Annotated in this window: 13 protein-coding genes, 2 tRNA genes and 1 riboswitch; of the genes, 12 read left to right on the top strand and 3 right to left on the bottom strand. The window is 67.1% G+C overall.

Annotated elements, in window-relative coordinates:
- Positions 1-97 precede the first annotated feature (97 nt).
- The 9 genes from HCN51_RS05775 (at position 98) to HCN51_RS05735 (ending at position 9,225) form a co-directional block, all read left to right on the top strand.
- Positions 98-373 (top strand): hypothetical protein, encoded by a 276-nt coding sequence (locus HCN51_RS05775; protein ID WP_168007584.1) that lies wholly within the window; start codon positions 98-100, stop codon positions 371-373.
- Positions 374-384: 11 nt separating this feature from the next.
- A complete protein-coding gene (gene glmS, locus HCN51_RS05770; protein WP_168007582.1) occupies positions 385-2,205 on the top strand; it encodes a glutamine--fructose-6-phosphate transaminase (isomerizing) in 1,821 nt (606 codons plus the stop codon).
- Positions 2,206-2,239: 34 nt separating this feature from the next.
- Positions 2,240-3,052, top strand: coding sequence for an SAM-dependent methyltransferase (locus tag HCN51_RS05765; RefSeq protein WP_346433544.1), 813 nt, complete (start codon positions 2,240-2,242; stop codon positions 3,050-3,052).
- An 87-nt stretch (positions 3,053-3,139) separates the two neighbouring features.
- On the top strand, positions 3,140-4,171 hold the full coding sequence (locus tag HCN51_RS05760; RefSeq protein WP_168007578.1) for a Bug family tripartite tricarboxylate transporter substrate binding protein: 1,032 nt from the start codon (positions 3,140-3,142) through the stop codon (positions 4,169-4,171).
- Between the two features lie 4 nt (positions 4,172-4,175).
- Positions 4,176-4,371, top strand: a riboswitch (cobalamin riboswitch).
- Between the two features lie 108 nt (positions 4,372-4,479).
- Positions 4,480-6,642 (top strand): ribonucleoside-diphosphate reductase subunit alpha, encoded by a 2,163-nt coding sequence (locus tag HCN51_RS05755; RefSeq protein WP_168007576.1) that lies wholly within the window; start codon positions 4,480-4,482, stop codon positions 6,640-6,642.
- A gap of 15 nt (positions 6,643-6,657) precedes the next feature.
- A complete protein-coding gene (locus tag HCN51_RS05750; protein ID WP_168007566.1) occupies positions 6,658-7,653 on the top strand; it encodes a ribonucleotide-diphosphate reductase subunit beta in 996 nt (331 codons plus the stop codon).
- 12 nt (positions 7,654-7,665) lie between these two features.
- A complete protein-coding gene (locus HCN51_RS05745) occupies positions 7,666-8,733 on the top strand; it encodes a mechanosensitive ion channel family protein (RefSeq protein ID WP_168007564.1) in 1,068 nt (355 codons plus the stop codon).
- A gap of 213 nt (positions 8,734-8,946) precedes the next feature.
- Positions 8,947-9,022: transfer RNA gene (locus HCN51_RS05740), tRNA-Pro, on the top strand.
- A gap of 130 nt (positions 9,023-9,152) precedes the next feature.
- Positions 9,153-9,225, top strand: a tRNA-Leu gene (locus HCN51_RS05735).
- Between the two features lie 368 nt (positions 9,226-9,593).
- Here HCN51_RS05735 and HCN51_RS05730 read toward each other — a convergent pair.
- On the bottom strand, positions 9,594-9,926 hold the full coding sequence (locus tag HCN51_RS05730) for a CU044_2847 family protein (protein WP_168007555.1): 333 nt from the start codon (positions 9,924-9,926) through the stop codon (positions 9,594-9,596).
- A 258-nt stretch (positions 9,927-10,184) separates the two neighbouring features.
- On the opposite strand from HCN51_RS05730, the gene HCN51_RS05725 reads away from it, so the two are divergent.
- The 3 genes from HCN51_RS05725 to fxsT are packed head-to-tail and all read left to right on the top strand — an operon-like array spanning position 10,185 to position 17,605.
- Positions 10,185-12,305 (top strand): VMAP-C domain-containing protein, encoded by a 2,121-nt coding sequence (locus HCN51_RS05725; RefSeq protein ID WP_168007553.1) that lies wholly within the window; start codon positions 10,185-10,187, stop codon positions 12,303-12,305.
- Positions 12,306-12,320: 15 nt separating this feature from the next.
- Positions 12,321-13,388 carry an AAA family ATPase gene (locus HCN51_RS05720; protein ID WP_168007534.1) on the top strand — a complete coding sequence of 356 codons (1,068 nt, stop codon included), beginning with the start codon at positions 12,321-12,323 and terminating at the stop codon, positions 13,386-13,388.
- Positions 13,385-17,605, top strand: coding sequence for an FxSxx-COOH system tetratricopeptide repeat protein (gene fxsT, locus HCN51_RS61115; protein ID WP_168007533.1), 4,221 nt, complete (start codon positions 13,385-13,387; stop codon positions 17,603-17,605). Before HCN51_RS05720 ends, fxsT begins: the two co-directional genes overlap by 4 nt.
- On the opposite strand, the gene HCN51_RS05710 is transcribed toward fxsT, so the two are convergent.
- Entirely contained in the window at positions 17,602-19,353 is a 1,752-nt protein-coding gene (locus HCN51_RS05710) for an HEXXH motif domain-containing protein (RefSeq protein ID WP_168007532.1), read from the bottom strand. The two genes, fxsT and HCN51_RS05710, sit on opposite strands and share 4 nt — an antisense overlap.
- Complete coding sequence (locus HCN51_RS05705) at positions 19,350-20,585, bottom strand: FxsB family cyclophane-forming radical SAM/SPASM peptide maturase (RefSeq protein ID WP_168007531.1); 1,236 nt, start codon at positions 20,583-20,585, stop codon at positions 19,350-19,352. The genes HCN51_RS05710 and HCN51_RS05705 overlap by 4 nt, the downstream gene beginning before the upstream one ends.

The raw sequence follows: 20,585 nt of genomic DNA, 5'->3' as shown, positions 1-20,585 counted from the left end.
CCCAGCCACGCCCGAACCGACGACCTGGAAGCATTTCCTGCCCGATATCGGGCAGGATGTTGGCGTGTCTCGTTCCAGCGCCGTAGTGTCCTCGTCTGTGTCCACGGCACGGCATCCGTACGAAGATCTCATCACGCACCTCACGCGGACGAGCCCGCTCGGCCCGGGCGAGGCCGCCCGCGTGGTCGCCGACGTGCTGTCGTACTTCTCGGAGTCCACGGAGGAGTACGTCCGCCGCCGCCACGGCGAGTTGAAGTCCAAGAGCTTCACCAATGACGAGAGCTTTCCCCGGATCGCCGCCGAATTACGGAGCCGGCGGGTAGCGGCTCCAGAGCTGTCGCTGAGGCAGCTACGCAGGATCGTTTACGGATAGAGGAGACCTCGATGTGCGGAATCGTGGCCTACGTCGGCCCCAAGGACGCGGCGCCCATCCTGTTGGAGGGCCTGCAGCGGCTGGAGTACCGGGGCTATGACTCGGCAGGGGTCGTGGTGTCCAACAAGGGCTTGAAGGTGCGCAAGGTCAAGGGCCGGGTGGCGGACCTGGCCAAGGTCGTGCCGGTCAGGTTCAAGGGCGGCCTCGGCATCGGGCACACGCGGTGGGCGACGCACGGCGTGCCGAGCGACGTCAACGCGCACCCGCACCTGTCGGCCGACGAGCGCATCGCGGTCGTCCACAACGGCATCATCGAGAACGCCGGGGAGCTGCGCGCCAAGCTGGAGGCCGACGGCGTGGTGTTCGCCTCCGAGACCGACACCGAGGTGCTGGCGCACCTGATCGCCGCCGCGGTCGACGAGAACGAGTCGCTGGAGGAGGCCGTCAGGAAGACGCTGAAGAGCATCGTCGGCACGTACGGCATCGCGGTGATCGACGCCGAGCGGCCGGGCGAGGTGGTCGTGGCGCGCAACGGCAGCCCGATCGTGCTGGGCATCGGCGAGAAGGAGATGTTCGCCGCCTCCGACGTGGCCGCGCTGGTCCGCTACACCCGCCAGGTCGTGCATCTTGAGGACGGCGAGCTGGCCGTGCTGAAGGCCGACGGCTTCCACACGTTCGCCAGCGACGCGCGCGAGACGGCGAAGGAGCCGCTGACCGTCGACTGGGACGCCGGCCACTACGACACAGGCGGCTATGAGCACTACCTGCTCAAGGAGATCTCCGAGCAGCCGGAGACGATGACCCGCACGATGAGCGGCCGGCTCGACGAGCGTTTCCACGTGGCGCACCTGGGCGGCCTGAACATGGACGCGCGCGAGACCCGCGGCTTCCGCCGGGTGAAGATCATCGGCTGTGGCTCCGCGTACTACTCGGGCCAGATCGGCGCGCAGCTCATCGAGGAGCTGGCGCGCATCCCGTCCGACGCCGAGCCGGCCAGCGAGTTCCGCTACCGCAATCCCGTCGTCGACCCCGACACGCTCTACGTCGCGATCAGCCAGTCGGGCGAGACCTACGACACGCTCGCCGCCGTGCAGGAGCTCAAGCGCAAGGGCGGCCGGGTCATCGGCATCGTCAACGCCGTGGGCAGCGCCATCGCCCGCGAGGTGGACGGCGGCATCTACCTGCACGCGGGGCCGGAGGTCTCGGTCGCCTCGACGAAGGCGTTCACCTCGACGTCGGTGGCGTTCGCGCTGCTCGCGCTGCACCTGGGGCGCGTGCGCGACCTGTCGCCCGCCGACGGGCGGCGCATCGTGGAGGGCCTGCGCAAGCTGCCGGGCCAGATCGAGCAGATCCTGGGGCAGGGCGAGCGGATCGCTGAGCTGGCCAAGAAGTACGCGCCGCACCCGAGCATGATGTTCGTCGGGCGGGTGCGCGGCTACCCGGTGGCCCGCGAGGGCGCGCAGAAGCTCAAGGAGATCTCCTACGTGCACGCCGAGGCGTATCCGGCCAGCGAGCTGAAGCACGGCCCGCTGGCGCTGATCGGCCCCGACATGCCGACGGTCGCGATCGTGCCCGACGACGAGCTGCTGGACAAGAACCTCACGACGCTCGGCGAGATCCGGGCGCGCGGTGGCCAGGTGCTCATGGTGGGGCACCGCGAGCCGGACGCGAAGCTGGCCGACGACGTGATCGTGATCCCGAAGAACGAGATCGAGCTCGACCCGATCCTGCTGACGATCCCGCTGCAGCTGTTCGCGTACCACGCGGCGGTGGCGCTGGGCCGCGATGTGGACAAGCCGCGCAATCTCGCCAAGAGCGTTACGGTGGAATAGCCGAGATTAATTCAGCCACAATCTTCCCAAGGTAGTGTTATCCGGCTGGATACGACATAAATTCGATACTGTGCGGCAGTTCGACCATCAGAGGCCCCATCCCGCACGCATGTACGACTACATGCTCGGCGGGAAGGACAATTTCGCGGTCGACCGCCAGGCCATCGACCAGCTCGCCGAGCTGATCCCGGAGGCGGTCCCGCTGGCCCGCGCGAACCGGGCCTTCCTTCAGCGTGCCGTACGCTACGTCGCCCGCGCCGGGGTCGACCAGTTCCTCGACCTCGGCAGCGGGCTGCCCACCCAGGGCAGCGCGCACGAGGTGGCGCCCGAGGCCAGGGTCGTCTACGTCGATCACGACCCCGTCGTCGCCGCACACGCCACGGCCCTGCTCCGGCACTCGCCGGGCAGGGCCCGTTTCGTCCAGGCCGACCTGCTCGACCCTGAGGAGGTGCTGGCGGGGGCCGGTGAGTTCCTCGACCTCGACCGGCCGGTCGGGGTGCTGCTGGTCTCGATCCTGCACTTCCTGCCGGACGGTACGGACCCGCAGCGCGCGGTGGCGGTGCTGCGGGAGCGGCTGGCGCCGGGCGGCTACCTGGTGATCTCGCACGCCACGACCCTGGGAAACGTGGAGGACGAGGAGCGGGCCGCCTCCTACCGCCGGAGCGCGTCCGCGAGCGGCGGGACCGACCGGTCGCCGGCGCAGATCAGGGCGTTCTTCGGTGACTGGCCGCTGGAGCCGCCGGGGCTCGTCCAAGCGACCGACTGGCGGCCGGATCGGCCGAAACTGGTGGGGGACTGGTCGTTGCCGTCGTCCTTGATGGCCGGAGTGGCGAGAAAAATCACTTAAGCCGGAAAATCAGTCAAAAGCGCGATAAATGGTGTTGACCGCGACCCCAGTGTAGAGCGTCTTGTAATGGGTTAATAACCTAGAGTAATGGGGGATTCGGGGGAGAAGGACATCGGCCGGCGGCGGTTCCTCGCCTGCGGGCTCGGCGTCGCCGCGTGCGTGGCCGGCTGCGGCACGGAGCGGGCGCGGAACGTGCTGCGTACCGGATTCTCGATCAAGGCGGCGGGGCGGCGCTGGGCGCACGTCGGGCAGGCGTTCGCGGGCGCGGCCCGCGCCGCGGGCTTCGCTGCCGCCGACGGCTCCGCGATCACCGGCGACTCCCGGGGCGGCGGCTCGGGGGCGGGCCACGGCCAGGGGGCCGGCGACGGTTTCGCCGTCACGGTGAGCGGGCTGCCCGCGCTGGCCGCCGCCGAGCTGAACAACGGCCAGAGCCTGCTCGACACCGCCACCCCCCTCGCCAGGCTGAGCGGCCAGGTCGAGGTCGTGGTCGTGCCCGCCCGCTCGCCCGTCCAGGACTTCGACGACTTCGGCGCCCGACTCCTCGCCGACCCCGGCCGTACGCTGCTGGCGGGCGGCCCGCAGGGCGAGCCGGACCACCTGCTGTTCGGCCTGGTCGCCCGGGCGATCGGCGCCGACGGCAGGCGCGTCGACTACACCGGCTACCCGAGCCTGGCCGAGGTCGCCTCGGCGCTGCTGGCGGGCAAGGTCGTCGCGGCGGCGGGCCCGCTGGCCGGCTGGCGCGCCGCCATCGGCCGCGGCCGGGTCAGGGCGCTGGCGATCTCCTCGGCCCAGCGCGTGCCCGACCTCGACGTGCCGACGCTGCTGGAGTGCGGCGTGCGGGTGGACTTCGCCGACTGGACGGCCGCGTTCGGCCCCGAGGACATGCCGGACGAGAGCCGCGAATCGGCCGTCCGCATGTGCGAGAAGGTCCTCCGGTCGGGCGCGTGGGAGGCGGCCTGCCTGGCCGCCGGCTGGCTGCCGATCCCGCTGTCGGGCGACGACTTCGCCCGCTGGCTCGGCACCGAGATCGCCCGCACCCGGGCCGTACTGCGTGATCTTGGTTTGCTCGACAGCACGAAAGCCACAACATGCTGGGGTAGTTGCGGGAACGGCCACTAGATGTAGGATCCTGCTCGTCGCTGGTTCGCCTCGCAGGAGGCGGAGCAAGAGGGAACCCGGTGCGATTCCGGGGCTGCCCCGCAGCGGTGAGCGGGAACGACCGCCGTCACACGCACTGGAGAGATCCGGGAAGCGACGGCCAGTAGGTGCCATCGAGCGTGCCCGCGAGCCCGAAGACCTGCCAGCGGTATGCCGGGATGCGCCCGGCATGAAGTGTTCAGGGTCTCGAGGGTGGGCCGGAGCGCGACGCGGCACGACGACGGGTGCTGCCGTGCTCTCGCATGCCCTCACGGGGATGAGGAGCGAACGTGACGCAGATCGTCGAGGTTGACCGCCGCCTGGCCATCGAGGAGGCGGCCGCGCGGGTGATCGCCGACCCGGCCAACTCGCGGGTCGCCGCCCGGTTGCTGGCCGAGGAGATCGCCGACGAGGCCGCCGGGCACGGCGTGCGCTCGTTCTCCGAGTCGGTGGCGGCCACCCACGCGGCCGGGCTGATCCAGGACGGGCTGGCCGAGTTCGTCGCCGCCCACGCCGCCGAGCTGGACGCGCTGATCAGCGAGGAGGCCGACGGCCGGTTCGAGTACTTCGGGCTGCGCACCGTCTACGACCGCTACCTGCTGCGCCACCCCGAGACGCGCAAGGTGCTGGAGCGGCCGCAGCACTTCTTCCTCCGCGTGGCCTGCGGACTGTCGGAGAGCGTCGCCGAGGCGGCCGAGCTGTACGGGCTCATGTCGTCGCTGGCGTACCTGCCCAGCTCGCCCACCCTGTTCAACGCGGGCGCGCGCCGCCCGCAGCTGTCGTCCTGCTTCCTGCTCGACTCGCCGCGCGACGAGCTGGAGGGGATCTACGACCGGTACGGGCAGGTGGCCCGCCTGTCCAAGTACGCCGGCGGCATCGGCATCTCCTGGACCCGGGTCCGCTCGCGCGGCTCCCTGATCAGGGGCACGAACGGCCACTCCAACGGCATCGTGCCCTGGCTGCGCACGCTGGACTCCTCCGTGGCGGCGGTCAACCAGGGCGGCCGGCGCAAGGGCGCGGCCTGCGTCTACCTGGAGACCTGGCACGCCGACATCGAGGAGTTCTTGGAGCTGCGGGACAACACCGGCGAGGACGCCCGCCGCACCCACAACCTGAACCTGGCCAACTGGGTGCCCGACGAGTTCATGCGCCGGGTCGAGGCCGACGAGATGTGGTCGCTGTTCGACCCGAAGGAGACGCCCGACCTCACCGACCTGTACGGGGCGGAGTTCGACGCGAGATATCGCGCTTACGAGGCCGCCGGGCGACATGTCAGGCAGATCCCGGCCCGCACCCTCTACGGCCGGATGATGCGCACGCTCGCCCAGACCGGCAACGGCTGGATGACGTTCAAGGACGCCGCCAACCGCACCTCCAACCAGACCGCCCGCCCCGGCAACGTCATCCACCTGTCGAACCTCTGCACCGAGATCCTGGAGGTCACCAGCGACGCCGAGACCGCGGTCTGCAACCTCGGCTCGATCAACCTGGCCGCCCACCTGGCCGACGGCGACGTCGATTGGGCGCGGCTGCGCGGCACCGTCCGTACCGCCGTCCGCTTCCTCGACCGCACCATCGACCTCGGCTTCTACCCGACGCCCGAGGCCGAGGCGGCCAACCGGCGCTGGCGGCCCATCGGGCTCGGGCTGATGGGGCTGGCCGACGTGTTCTTCACGCTGCGGCTGCCGTTCGACTCGCCGCGGGCGCTGGAGCTGTCCACCAGGATCTCCGAGGAGATCGCGCTGGCGGCGTACGACACCTCGGCCGACCTCGCCGCCGAGCGCGGCCGGCACCCGTCGTACGACGAGACCCGCGCGGCGGCGGGCGTCCTGCACCCCGACCACTACGGCGCGGGCACGACCGGACGGTGGGACGCGCTGCGGGAGAAGATCGCCCGTACCGGCCTGCGCAACTCCCTCATGATCGCCATCGCGCCGACGGCCACGATCGCCTCCATCGCCGGCTGCTACGAGTGCATCGAGCCGCAGGTGTCCAACGTGTTCAAGCGCGAGACCCTGTCGGGCGAGTTCCTCCAGGTCAACCGCTACCTGGTGGCCGACCTCCAGGCCCGCGGCCTGTGGACGCAGCAGCTGCGCGACGACCTCAAGCGCGCCGACGGCTCGGTGCAACACCTCCCCGGCGTCCCCGACGACCTCAAGCTGCTCTACCGCACCGCCTGGGAGCTGCCGCAGAAGGCGCTCATCGACCTGGCCGCCGCGCGCCAGCCGTACATCGACCAGTCGCAGTCGCTCAACCTCTTCATGGCCAGCCCGACCATCGGCAAGCTCTCCTCGATGTACGCCTACGCCTGGAAGCAGGGCCTGAAGACCACCTACTACCTGCGCTCCCGCCCCGCCACCCGCATCGCGCAGACCACGGTGTCGACCCTTTCCGAGGCGGAGACCCTGGCCTGCTCCCTGGAGAACCCCGAGACCTGCGAAGCCTGCCAGTAAAGGAGTTTCACCCCCATGCTGCTCGACCCCGGAATGGACCTCACCCTCCGGCCCATGCGTTACCCGGACTTCTACGAGCGCTACCGCGCCGCGATCCGCAACACGTGGACCGTCGAGGAGGTGGACCTGCACAACGACCTCGCCGACCTGGCCAGGATGACGCCGCAGGAGCGGCACCTGATCAACCGGCTGGTCGCGTTCTTCGCCACCGGCGACTCCATCGTGGCCAACAACCTCGTGCTCAACCTCTACCAGCACGTCAACGCGCCGGAAGCGCGCCTCTACCTCAGCAGGCAGCTGTTCGAGGAGGCCGTGCACGTGCAGTTCTACCTGACGCTGCTCGACACGTACCTGCCGGACCCGGACGAGCGGGTCAAGGCGTTCGCCGCGATCGAGCACATCCCGTCGATCCGCGACAAGGCCGAGTTCTGCTTCAAGTGGATCGACTCCATCGAGAGCCTGAAGCGGCTGGAGACCGCCGAGCAGCGCCGCCAGTTCCTGCTCAACCTGATCTGCTTCGCCGCCTGCATCGAGGGCCTGTTCTTCTACGGCGCCTTCGCCTACGTCTACTGGTTCCGCTCCCGCGGCCTGCTCGGCGGCCTGGCCACCGGCACCAACTGGGTGTTCCGGGACGAGTCCATGCACATGGAGTTCGCGTTCAGCGTCGTGGACACCGTGCGGGCCGAGGAGCCGTCGCTGTTCGACGACGAGCTCGCCAAGCAGGTGACGCTGATGCTGGAGGAGGCGGTGGCCGCCGAGCTCGCCTTCGCCGAGGATCTGTGCGGCGCGGGCATGCCCGGCATGAGCGTGGACCAGATGCGCCAGTATTTGGAGTACGTGGCCGACCAGCGCCTGGTCAGACTGGGTATGCCCAGGCGGTACGGCTCGGCGAACCCGTTCGCGTTCATGGAGTTGCAGGACGTGCAGGAGCTGGCCAATTTCTTCGAACGTCGCGTTTCCGCGTATCAAGTGGCTGTTGAGGGAAATGTGACCTTTGACGAGACGTTCTAAGACATTGGGGGCATGAGCGTGCAGTCTCCGGCTGACTGGCCGATCCTCGTCATCTCGGTGGTGGGAGCCGTCCTCCTGGTCGAGCTGTCCAGGAGGGTCCTCACCAGGGTGGGCCGGAAATGGGCGCTCGCCCGCCATCTGGTGGAGCACTGTACGTGGGCCGCCTTCTCGGTGGCCGCCGTGCTGGCGTTCAACCTCGTCTTCGGGCCCGGCATGTTCGGCGACTCGCCCAGCGAGAAGAGCGTGGCCGGCAGCGTCGAGCGGGTGCTCGGGCTGGCCACGATCGCCGCGGTGACCTGGCTCATCGTGCAGGCCACGTACGCGCTGACCGACGTCATCCTCGAACGGCTCGTCCTGGTCGAAGGGGAGCGCAACCGGCGCGCGCGGCGGATCATGACGCAGATCGCGCTGGTCCGCCGCGTCGCCGCCGCCGTCATCATCGTGATCGCGGTCGGCGCCATGCTCTTCTCCTTCCCGCAGGTGCGCGCGCTCGGCGCCGGACTGCTCGCCTCGGCCGGCATCGCCGGCGCCATCGTCGGCATCGCCGCCCAGCCCACCATCGGCAACATGCTCGCCGGCCTGCAGCTCGCCTTCAGCGACGCGCTGCGCCTCGACGACGTGGTCGTGGTGGAGAACGAGTGGGGCCGCATCGAGGAGCTCACGCTCACGTACGTGGTGCTCCGCCTGTGGGACGAGCGCCGCCTCGTGCTGCCCGTCTCCTACTTCACCCAGAACCCGTTCGAGAACTGGACCCGCCACGGCAGCCGCGTCCTGGCCGTCTGCCTGCTGCGCGTGGACTGGTCGGTCCCCGTGCCGAAGCTGCGCGACGCCCTCTACGAGTTCCTTCAGGGCAACCCGCTGTGGGACCAGAAGGACTGGACCCTCCAGGTCACCGACGTGCTGCCGAACGGCCTGGTCGAGCTGCGCGCCCTCATGAGCGCCGCCGACTCGCCGTCCTCCTGGGACCTCAAGTGCGACGTACGCGAATTCCTGGTCAATTTCATCCGCGACAACTACCCCGACTCGCTGCCCCGCTTCCGCGTCGACACCCCGGAAAGCCGCGTCGGCGCCGGCGAATAAATAAGTGGCACGGGGCCGATCACCGGCCTACCGTGGACATCGTCCAGGAAACGACGAGGAAAGGCGGCGACGTGCACCCCCAGACCCTGCCACGACCCAGCGCCGCCACCCTGCCTGAGCTGCGGCGAAGGCTTTCCGGCTGACCCGCTCACGGGTTCGCGGGAAAGCCGTCTCGACCACTTCGAGGCGGCTTCTTCATTTCCCTTCCACCAGCCGAGTGTGGGGCAGCTTGGTCAGCCCGCCTGCCTTGGGAGCAGGAGCACCGCAGGTTCGAATCCTGCCACTCGGACTTTTTCAAAGACAGCGGCCCTGAAGGGAAAAGGGCCGCGGGCTACGGCCTGGCCGGCGGGAATGGCGCCCCCCGGCCGGACCCGGCCCACGCCCCGGGCCGGCCCACGCCAGCCAGGCCCGGGGCCCAAGCCGCTCTGGCCCAATGGCAGAGGCGCCGCCTTCAGGAGGCGGAGGTTCAGGGTTCGAATCCCTGGAGCGGCACATCGAAGACCCTGAACCTTCACCGCGACAAGATTCGAAAGAAGGAACAATTCGAGGCATCTTCCGATCAGATGTGTCCTACCCCGCGCAGTCGGCGATCGAAAGTTGGCGGTCTGCGTGACGCCAGGCGAAGGGGGTGTTGCCGGCAGGCGGACGGCGGCCTGGAGCGATACTTCGCCGGGGAATGCACCCTCTCTTTTCGGGTGAACACCGCCTTGTCGAGCGCCGGGTGACCAGGATGTCTGACAGCCGCACTGCCACACGCACCGCAGGCCGTGGGGTGCTCGCCGGCCCGGCAAGGAAGGCGTGAAGGGTGAGGCCAACCTCCTGCCTGGCCCACGCCCCGTGTGAGCGTGGCATGGCCGGGACTACGTCTGCGCGGAATCCTCGGCCCGCCATACCAGTTTTACCTTGAGATGCCCGTCGACCGCGGTTTTCGCGATCACAGCTCCCGCCTGCACGTTGAGCCGGACACCGAATTCAAGTTCGATTTCAGTTGGCCGGCTGCTCATTTCGGTGAATCTGTGGAGGGCCTCGGCGGCTGCGTCTCTGACCGCGCCGATGGCAGCGCCGAAGGACGACGCAGAGGATTTGATGACATCGTCCACTCGAGAGGCGCGGACGATGCCGGGCTCGTCCTCGTCAACCTCGACCAGTATCACTCCGCCGCGCTCAAGATTGAAACGCATCAGCTCTGACATCGGCACCTGCTTCGGCAGTGGGATCAATATGTGAGTGAGATTTACCGCCGCATATAAATGGTGATCACGTTTCGGTCACCGTTTTCGGGCGCCCTTAAAGGGCATTTTTGATCCTGCGTGTGACGTCTCCACGAATGTCGCGATATGTAATTGCGGGGACAGTGGACGGCAGGCAAGCGCAATATACATGAAAGATCCGGGATGCAAGGAGCGCAGGCACAATATTGATCGTGTTCACGTTGTAAAGGGGCGGTCGCCGTGACGGCAGACGTAGATTACTCGTGGCGGGTCCGCATCAAGGATGATGCGGGCCGGGTCCGTGGGGCCGGCGTCATGGTGACCCGGGAACTGGTGCTCACCTGTGCGCACGTCGTGGCGGAGGCGGCGGGCTCGTCCGGCCAGAAATTCCCCCGACAGACGGTGATCGTAGACTTCCCGGCGCATCTCGAAGACGGTGAGTGGCCCGCCCGCATCCTTCCCGAGGCATGGTTCCCGGCGCATGAGACCGGCGGAGACTTCGCCATCCTCATCGTCAACCGTGGCCCCGGCCTTCGCGTACGGCCTGCGAAGTTACGCCCGTGCGGCCAGGTCCGGGCCCGGTCAGTGAAGGCATTCGGGCATCCCAAAGGCTACGACGGCGTCTGGGCAGAGGCGGAGATGATCGGCCCCGGGCCTGGCCGGGAGTGGATCCAACTGCACGGCGGATTGACCGGGCAACGCATCCGCCAAGGGTTCAGCGGAGCCGGCGTCGTGGACGACGATGATGCCGTCATCGGCTGCGTCGTGGCCGCCGACAACGATCCGCAAACGCGTGTGGCGTGGATGGCTCCGCTGGAGCACATCGGCAAGTACTGGACCCGCCTGGCCAGGATGATCTCGGCCGCTCCGGTCGACCTCCAGGTCACGGCACCGGCGCCGGTTCCCGCCCCCAGAGTCGGCGAGCAGGACATCGTGGCCATGCTGCTCAATTTCACCGAGCTACGGAACTCGTCCACCCGCCGCCTCTACAAGGACTACCTTCGTGCAAGATTCCGTTTCCTGGTGATCGAGGACCGGGATCAGGTCATCGACGACATGAGCAGCCTTGTACGGGCGTGTCTCGATCAGCCCGGGGCGATCCATGAACTGCTCTCCTTCCTGGAGCAGCGACACTCCGGACCGCCCTATCATGACCTGCTCGAACAGGTCAGGCGGGAGGTCGACGACCACGTACCGGCTCCACTGCTGAGCACGGACGAACGAGCCGACCTCTATCACCTGCTCGAGGATGTGGAAGACCCCCGGTTCGAGATCATGTACGAGCAGGCCATAGAGCCCGCCAATCCCGCTCCTTCGGGTGATGGAGCGAACCCCATCACCATGCTGCGGTCCCTGGAAGGACTTACCTCGTCGCCTGACGGCATACCGCCACTCGTCCGCTTCCTGGAGCTTCTTGCCCGCAACGTCGACACATGGCTCAATGAGGAGATCCGCTCTTGGGTGGACGCTTTCGTCGACCGGCAGGGAATCTCTCAGATCGCCTTACGGCGCCTGAGACATCGCATCTCCAGCATGCCGCATCCGTCGATCTCCTATCTGATCACGCAGTTCGATAACGACGGCCCGAATCCGGACAGGTTCCTGGTCACTGTCTGGGTTCAGCACGGCCGGGGGCTGGGGCGTCCGCTGTCACGGTCGGACGAGGCGCTGGCACTTTCGGAGGTTCCCGCACTGATCGAGAGGCTGTTGTCCCATACCTCGATCGCCGCATTGCCCGCCGAGGAACTGTGGCTGGAGTTCATTCTGCCGCGCTCGATGATCAATAGTGACATCGAGCAGTGGGAGATTTACTCGGCAGGACTCGCGCACCCCCTGGGGGTAGATCATCCGGTGGTGGTCCGGAGCCTGGACAGGCTCCTGATGGTTGCCCATGACCGCCGGTTGCGGCACGGCTGGAAGGACAAGTGGAGCGGAATGCGCAGCGACCCGGGGACGGGCGCCGACACGATTCTCTGGGTGCAGAACCCGAGCGAGCTGTCGCACCAGACGCTTTATGCCCGCCTCTGTCACAAGAACGTCTGCGCGCTCGGAATGACGTTCCCGCCTCAGCAGCGGCTGGGGCTCGTGGAAGGCGACGAGGTCTCCACTGCGATATCAGCGGGGATCGCGGTGGTGATCTGGCCGCACAGCGACGTGAACCCTGACGCGTTCAAGACACAGGTGACCGCGGCGCTCAACGCGGAGGGCATGAACCGGCTACCGGAGATCGTCCTCCGCCTGCGCAAGCAGGCTGTAAGTGCGAACGAACCGACGAATCACGCGGGGCACAAGATCGCGGTGCTCTGGGACGACGCCGATCGCATCCCGGAGATCTACGTGCCGAACAGCTATCCAGTCTGATCGAGGAGCCCCCACATGGACACCAGCCCGGAGCAGGACAACGGCAAGCCGCTCGCGAAGGAGAAGCCGCACTGGTGGATCTACCAGGGCAGTGGAGAGCCGCACGACGGCATGGACGGCCTGCCACCGCCGCCGCCTTGGCGCGCCTTCACCGGCGAACCGCTGGTGCACCCGCAGCTGAGCGAGGATGAGGCCGTGTCCCGGCGTCTCGGGCTGGTCACGCGTGGTCTGGGATACCGGCCGGACGATGAGGTCGTCGAGATGGTCAACGCGGCTCTGTATCTGCGTCGCCCCCTGCTCATCACCGGGAAGCCGGGCACCGGCAAGTCGACTCTCGCCTACAGCATCGCCCACGAGTTACAGCTTGGGCCCGTCTTGTACTGGCCGATCAACACACAGTCCACCTTGCATGAAGGCTTGTACGACTATGACGCGATTGGCAGATTGCAGGAGGCGAACCTCCACCAGGCGTCCTCATTGAGCAGAACACAATTCACCCCGGACATCGGAAGGTTCATCCAACTGGGGCCGCTCGGGACGGCGTTGTTGCCCCAGGCACGCCCGCGGGTGCTCCTCATCGACGAACTGGACAAGAGCGATATTGACCTGCCCAACGATCTGCTCAACGTGTTCGAGGAAGGCCGCTACCTCATCTCCGAACTCAGCCGGCTACCCGAGGATCAGTCGGTGGTCGAGGTCATGGTCAGCAGCGGGACGGATCGTGTACCCGTCCGGCGCGGCCATGTGCAATGTCACGCCTTCCCTGTGATCGTGATCACCAGTAACGGGGAAAGGGAGTTCCCGCCTGCCTTCCTTCGCCGGTGCATGCGGCTCGATATCAAGCCGCCGGATCACGACCAGCTCGTGTCGATCGTGGCGGCGCAACTGGGCGAGGAGGAGACCCGGCACAGCATCGATCTGATCGAGCGGTTCATTGAACGCCGTGATCAAGGAGATATCGCCACCGACCAGTTGCTGAACGCGATCTACCTCGCCACCTCCGGAGCGCGCCTGCCAGGGCAGGGTTGGGAGCGGCTGGAGAACGCCCTGCTGCGTTCGCTTGAATCGGCGGAGCAGCCGTGATCCCGGGCCTCGCGCGGATCGTCGCCGCGATGAACGAGCCCGTCACCGCTGCCGAGATCGCCGACGCTCTGTGGCTGGCGAAGTACCTGCCTCCTGGCCCTCCGCGATCGCGCTCTCCTCGTGACGAGGGTAGGAGCAGGCAGGAGGAGCACGGGCCGAAGGCATCGCGTCCTGCTCCAGCTGGTCCGACGCCGAGTACGCATGAGGACACCCCAGTACCGCGTTCGTCGGTGCAGTTGCGGCACGCGGGCAGCTCCGGCGTTTCGATCGGCGTGCCGGCGGTCCACGCCCTCCCAGGGATGCTGGATTTGTGGCGTGCTCTGCGCCCCCTGACTCGCCCGTCACCGCTGAAGAAACGCAACGTCCTTGACGAGATCAAAACGGCGGAGCGGATCGCGGAGGACTCTCTCTGGCTCCCGGTGTATCGCGCCGCCCCCGGCCGATGGCTGGACCTCGCGCTGGTCGTCGATACCGGTCCTTCCATGGAGATCTGGCAGGACACCGTTGACGAGCTTCGGTTGTGCATGGAGCGGCTGGGTGCGTTCAGGGACGTGCGAGTCTGGCGGTTCGACGGTGACCTGGTGAGTGCGGCCGTCGTGCTGCGTAGTGACTCGGGCAGGAGCACGCATGATGTCCGCCAGCTCATCGACCCCTGCCGGCGACGGCTCATTCTGATCGTCAGCGATTGCGTGGGCAAAGGATGGCAGGGCAAGACCCTGCAGCCGATGCTGGACCTGTGGGCCACGGCCGGTCCCGTCGCCATCCTGCAGCCCTTGCCGCAGCGGCTCTGGGCTCGTTCGCTCTCCCGCCTCGACAACGTGTGGCTGAGCGCGCCGCACGCAGGGGCGCCGAACTCCCGCCTCACCGTCGAGCTGCGAAGCGACCGGGCCGCCGAAACTCCTTGTGGCCATCCGATCCCTCTTCTTGAGTTGAACAGCCGCTGGTTCAAGCCGTGGGCGCGACTGCTCGCCGAGGACTCCGTGAGCACCAAGATCCCCGCGGTGGTGCTGTTCACTCGGTCTCTCGCCTCGCATGCGGTGGCGGACAGCGAGACGACCGTCCGGCTGCCGGAATTCCACGACCAGGATCTGACGCCGCTCGAACGGGTCCTCCGCTTTCGCGCGACCGCGTCACCCGAGGCGTACAGGCTGGCCGGTCATCTCGCGGCGGCTCCGCTGAGCCTACCGGTGATGAGGCTGGTGCAGCGGGTCATGCAACCCGCATCGCGGCCCACTCTGCTCGCGGAGGTACTCCTGAGCGGACTGCTGGTGAGAGTCAGCGGGGACGACCACGTCAGCTACGACTTCCTGCCCGGGGTGCGTCAACTCCTTCTGGCAGGTCTGCCTCGCACGGACGTGTTGCGGTTGTTCAACGACATCTCCGAATATGTGAGCAGGCGGCTGGGTTCGTCCTTCGACTTCCGTGCCTGGCTCACGATGGAGGAGCCCCTCGACGTCAACGGTCGCAACCGCTCCTTCGCGCTGGTCGTGCACGCGGTTTTGCGGGCGTTGGGTGGCCGGTACGCGAGCGTCGCCGACAAACTCGAAGCACAACTCACAGAGGAACCCCTCGCCAGAGCCACTGTTTCCTTGCGTCCGGACACCGTTCCCCACAGACGTGATGGTGAGCGAGCCGGTGCCGCAGATAGAGTTGCGGAACGTCCCGCCCTGTCCTCGCTGGAACAACCAGGAGGCATTGTGAGTGCAACGGATCCTCCGTCATGGGCAACCGACGACAGGCAGCCCGCTGTATGGGGTGGGGTGCCTGCACGTAATCCGCACTTCACAGGCCGCGAGGAGATGCTCCTTCAGCTTCGGCAGCAGTTGTCCGCCACTTCGTCGCCCATGTTGCTGCATGCCCTCCAAGGACTGGGCGGTGTGGGAAAGACGCAAATCGCCATCGAGTACGCGCACCGCTTCGCCTCGGACTACGACCTTGTGTGGTGGGTGCCGGCAGAGGAACCGGCCTTCATCCGTACCGCGCTCGCCGATCTCGCCGCGCACCTGAACGTGCCGAGCGGAGGCGACATCAGTGAGGCCGTCCGCGGCGTGCTGGAAGCTCTGCGCCAGGGGCAACCCTATCGCCGGTGGCTACTCATCTACGACAACGCCGACCAACCGGCGAACGTGCTGGACTATCTCCCCATCCCCTTGGGACACGTCCTGGTCACGTCCCGCAATCAGGAATGGGGAGTCAACGCGCAGACCCTCGAGGTGGACGTTTTCGACCGCACGGAGAGCATTCAGCTCATCCTGCAACGCGGCCGTCAGATCTCGCGGAAGGAGGCCGACCGGCTCGCCGAGGCGCTCGGTGATCTCCCGCTGGCCGTCGAGCAGGCCGCCGCGTGGCAGGCCGAGACCGGCATGGCGGTCGACGAATACCTCGATCTGCTCCGCCACAGGCTTGCCCAGTTGCTCGGTGAGACTGATTTCACGAAATACCCCAGCCCGGTCGCCGCCACGTGGATGCTCGCGTACGAGCGACTCGGCAACAGCGCCCCTGCTGCCGCCCAACTGCTCGACATCTGTGCCTTCTTCGGGCCTGAGCCGATCGCCTTCCGGCTCCTGTCGGCCAGCAGGCACGTCGAGGGGCTGCCGGTCGAACTGGCCGCTGCTGTTCGCGATCCCATCACCTTGCACCGAACGTTCCGCGAGGTGTCACGTTACGCCCTGGCACGGCTGGATCACACCAGTAAGAGTCTTCAGATCCACCGTCTCGTTCAGGCCGTGTTGCGGGACCGGCTGTCTCCTGAAGAGAAGCAGCGCAACAGGCTGATGGCGCACCGCATCCTCGCCGCCGCCAACCCCAGCGAACCGGACGATCTCCAGAACTGGGATCGTCTGGCCGAAATCAATCGCCATGTTCGGCCCACTCGTCTGATCAAGGCCGAGAGCTCGGAGGCTCGTCTCACGGTGATCGATCAGATTCGCTACATGTACGCGCGCGGCGACTACGAGAGCAGCCGGGAACTCGGTGAGACGGCGGTGCGACGGTGGTGGGAATGCTATGGGCCCGACGACGAGCTGTCCTTGCTCGCCTGCCGGCACCTGGCCGACACCTGGCGTGCCTTGGGGCAACACGACGCGGCGCTCGCCTTCAACCGCGACACTCTCGCCCGTATGCGCAGAGTGTACGGGGAGGACCACGAGCACACGCTCGGTGCGGCCAACAGTTACGGCGCCGACCTGAGGGTGGCCGGCGAGTTCGACGAGGCGCGCAAACTCGACGAGGACAACCTCGAACGTCACAAGCGGGTGTTCGGTGAGAACGAGCGGCCCACGCTGCGCAGTGCCAACAACCTGGCGGTGGATTACCGCCTGCTCGGCCACTACGAGCGAGCCGCCGAGCTTGACCGCGACACCTATGCCCGGCGGCAACGCCTCTACGGTCCTGAGAGCCGCCCGAGCCTGTTCAGTGCCACGAATCTGGCGCGCAGTCTGCGGGGCTGCGGTCTCTACTTCGAGGCACTGAGTCTGCAGGAGGACACGCTCCCGGCATATGAGGCGCTGCTCGGCCCGGAGCATCCGGTCATCATCGAGGCGACCACGAGCTACGCCATCACCCTGCGAAGAGTCGGCCGAATGTCGCTGGCGACAGCGAAGGTGGAGCACTGTCTGAATGCCGACCTCAGGCGTTTCGGCGAGCAGCATGTGCAGACCGTCGTGGCCATGACCGTGCTCGCCGACTGCAAGCGGCTGACCGATGACCTGGAAGAAGCCCAGGAGCTTGAGAGCCGTGCCCATGTCATAGCTCGGCAACTGTACGGGGAGAACCATCACTACACGCAGGTCATCGCTCACAACCTGGCCATAAAAGAACGCGAGCTTGGATTCCTCGACCACGCGCTGGAGCTCGAGAAGACGGCGCTGGAGGGAATGCGGACGACGGTAGGTGAGGAACACCGGCACTATCTCTGCGTGCTGAGCGGGCTGTCCAACACGTACTTCCTGCTGGGCGACTTGCCCAAGGCCGCCGAAACGGCCGCGAAGGTCGTCGCCCGCTCCAAGCCGTTGCGCGGAGAACGACATCCGCTGCACGTTGCCTCAGCGCTGAACCTGCTGTCCATCCGCAGGGCCATGGGCGACGAGGAGGCCTCACTCGCCTGGGAGAACGATCTCCACCTCATCTCCGCTCTGCTGGGCGAGGACCACACGGAGGTGGGGCGGTTACGCGAGGGCCGGTTACACGAGTTCGACCTGGAGCCGTCGGATCTCTAATGGGCGTCGAGCCTCGCCAGCCAGCCCACCAACGCCTGCGGCACCGGCATCTCCCGAACCAGCCCCTGAAGATGCTTGTAGACGGCGCGGGCGAATTCCGGGCGCGCCCATTCGTCCCCCGGCTCCAGCATGCTGGCGATCAAGCCCGCCCACGCCGCCCGATCGTCAGGATCGTGACGTAGCCGCTCGTTGTACGCCGCTGCTGCGGTGGCGGTGTCACCGCAGGCGAAGGCCACATCGCCGGCATCGGCGTCGCCCGGCGATGCCAGCACCGCCGCGAAGTCGTCCGGCTTACGCAGCCGCAGATACATGAGCTTGATCCGGTCATTCGGCTCTGCAGCCCGGCCGGCCGCTACCGGCGTCGCTTCCCCCATGCCGCCGCGGTCGTCGTCCGCTCCCTCCAGCCAGGCGGCCGCGGCTTTCTGCACCAAGGACTCGTCGGGTGCCAGGTTGCGGGCCCGCCAGCTGAGATAGTGATCGAACGCCGCGAGTCTGGCCAGCGAACGCGCGGCTTCTGGAATGTCGGTGTCCTCACCGTTCGTGCAGGTGAGCTGATTCTGCATGATGCGCACAAAGCGTTGTCCCGTAGGGGTCAGTCGCTGCGACTCCAGCAGGGTGCGCATGGCCGCGCGAGTCTGCTCCAGCCAGCGCGCGTACTCGACGTGCCCGAAGTCGCTGTTCTGCCCGGCGTGCCGCTGCTGTGACCAGAACTTTGTCACGCCTAGATGGGCGTACGTACCCTGGATGAGTCCGCCGAGAGGACGAGGGTCGTCGCGCCAAGGCGCATAGAAGCGTTCGCCCGGGAGCTCCTGGTAGAGCGGAACCAGATCGAGCAGCGCCCCGAGTTTTCCATGCTGGAACTCGTGGAGCAGGGCGACAGCGAGGGCTTCGGCATCCCCGGGCAAACTGATCGCGCAGCTGCCGAAGGCTTCGGTGGTCGTGGCGTTCACCCCACCGTTCGCCCGCCGCTGCAGCGGTACGACGGTCCGCAGGCCGGCCGACATGCCTTCGGCGAATGGGCGGTGGTGACATACCAAAATGCGCCAGGCCTCATGCACCATGTCGGCCCAGACGATGGCGTCGCTCTCGACGAGTTGGTGCTGGGCGTGCAGGCTGTACGGATCCCGGTAGGGATCGTTGTCGTCCAGCAGCAGATCCAGGACCAGGTCATCACACGTGGCTCTGACGCGGTGAGCTGCGGTCCAGGCCGGGCCGGGGACGGAGATGGAGCCCGTGGCCGTGCTCATCTCCATCGACCCGTCGATCCGGCTGACCGTCGCTGTGTCGCCGGCGCAGCCGCTGCCGACGACCGCCCGCCCGAGCCCCGGGAGAATGACCACGCCGTCGTGCGTCGGCACCTGAATGCTGAAATCCAGGCCTGCGATGGATGCGGCGACGGCCGCGATGGCGGCGAATTGCCCGAGGTCCTTCTCCAGAGACTGGGAGCTGGTCGTGGTGCCGCGCAGGCGCCTCAGACAGTGGGCGGCCCACGTTCCCACGTCGGGGCGTACGAGTGTCTCCGCCACCGCAAGGTGGTCCCGCTCCTGCGCGCGGACCAGAAGCGCGTAGCCAGCGGTCAAGCCGGGTGACTCTGGCGCCAGCTCCAGCACTGCCCGGATCATCAGCAGCCGCTTGCTGAGCTGAGCACTCTTGAGGAACGCGATCGTTTCGGCGCCACCGACTCCCGCAGCCAAGGCGGCGAAGTGGCGGGCGGGGATCACGTGCATGGGATTGTGGTCGGCAGTCATACCTGTGAGCTTCTGAGGGTGGCGAGGTCTCGGATCACTCGTGTTGCTATGTGCCGGATGAGATGACCGAGATCGGCGCAGTAGACGGAAGGATTGCGGAAGCCGGATCCGGGGCGATAGCGGTGCGGGTAATAGCCGGCACCGCAGACATGATGGATCGGGCACGCCTTGCAGACATCAGAGAGGGCGAGTTCCCCGATTTGCCGTGCGGCCACGGCAGGATGCTCAAGCGCCAGGTCCAGGTCGTGCTCCAGCACGTTGAGCGTGGTCTGGGGAGCGCCTGGGAAAGCGGATTTGAGGGTGTCCACCTGTTCGATCGAGCCGTCGGTGTCGATGACGACCAGGCCCACAGGGCTCAGCCCCACGGTTTCGACGGTACTGCCACCGCCCAGGATCATGTTGATGATCTCCTCGAAGAGACGGATCCTGGTCTCCCTGCGCGGAGCGTCGTACCAGCGTTCGAAGATCGGTACCAGCCAACTGCCGTATGCGGTGCCCGAATCCGGAGCCACTGGCCGCGGTGGAGGGTGCTCCCAGTTACCCAGTGGCAGCAGGAAATCGATGGCAGGCGGCTCGAACTCGAGAAGTGCTGCATAGGTGAGCATCGGATCCGCATCGAGATCCACCACACACAACAGGCCGGCGAAGAGGTGACGGTAACGTTCCTCCCGCAGCCGCGTCAGTGCCTGCCGCACCTGATCGTGGCTGCCGCGTCCGTTGGCATACACCCGGTTGCGGTCATGGGTCCGCGCCGTGCCGTCGATGCTGACGCCGATGCGGAAGCCGTGCTCGGCCAGGACATTCAGGGCGGCCGGCAGTAGGACGCCATTCGTCTGCAGGGTGTAGTCGACGGTTACGTGAGCCGGCAGCAACTCCTGCAAGGCCCCTTGGATGCGCACGAGTGGCGCGGGGCCGCTCAGCAACGGCTCACCGCCATGAAAGACCACTTCGATGCGCTCTAAGCCGTGTTTCGAAACGTGGTCCGCAATGCGTCGCACCGCCTGCCCGGCGACGGCCGCGGACATGGCCGCCGGTTTGTCCGACCAGCTCCGGTCGGCCATGGCGTAGATGTAGCAGTATTGACAGCTCAGATTGCAGCGACCGTGCACCTTGAGTATGAATTGCCGAAAAGGAGTGGAAGCCCAACCGCTTCGTCGCAGATTCGCCACATCGAGCCCGCGCAACGGCCATTCTGTGGCGTGGTCTTCCGTGCCGTCGTCAGCGGAGAGCAT

Source organism: Nonomuraea composti, from assembly GCF_012034275.1.
Classification (GTDB): domain Bacteria; phylum Actinomycetota; class Actinomycetes; order Streptosporangiales; family Streptosporangiaceae; genus Nonomuraea; species Nonomuraea composti.
The sequence above is the reverse complement of the archived record's forward strand: the minus strand, read 5'-3'. Positions and strand labels throughout refer to the sequence as shown.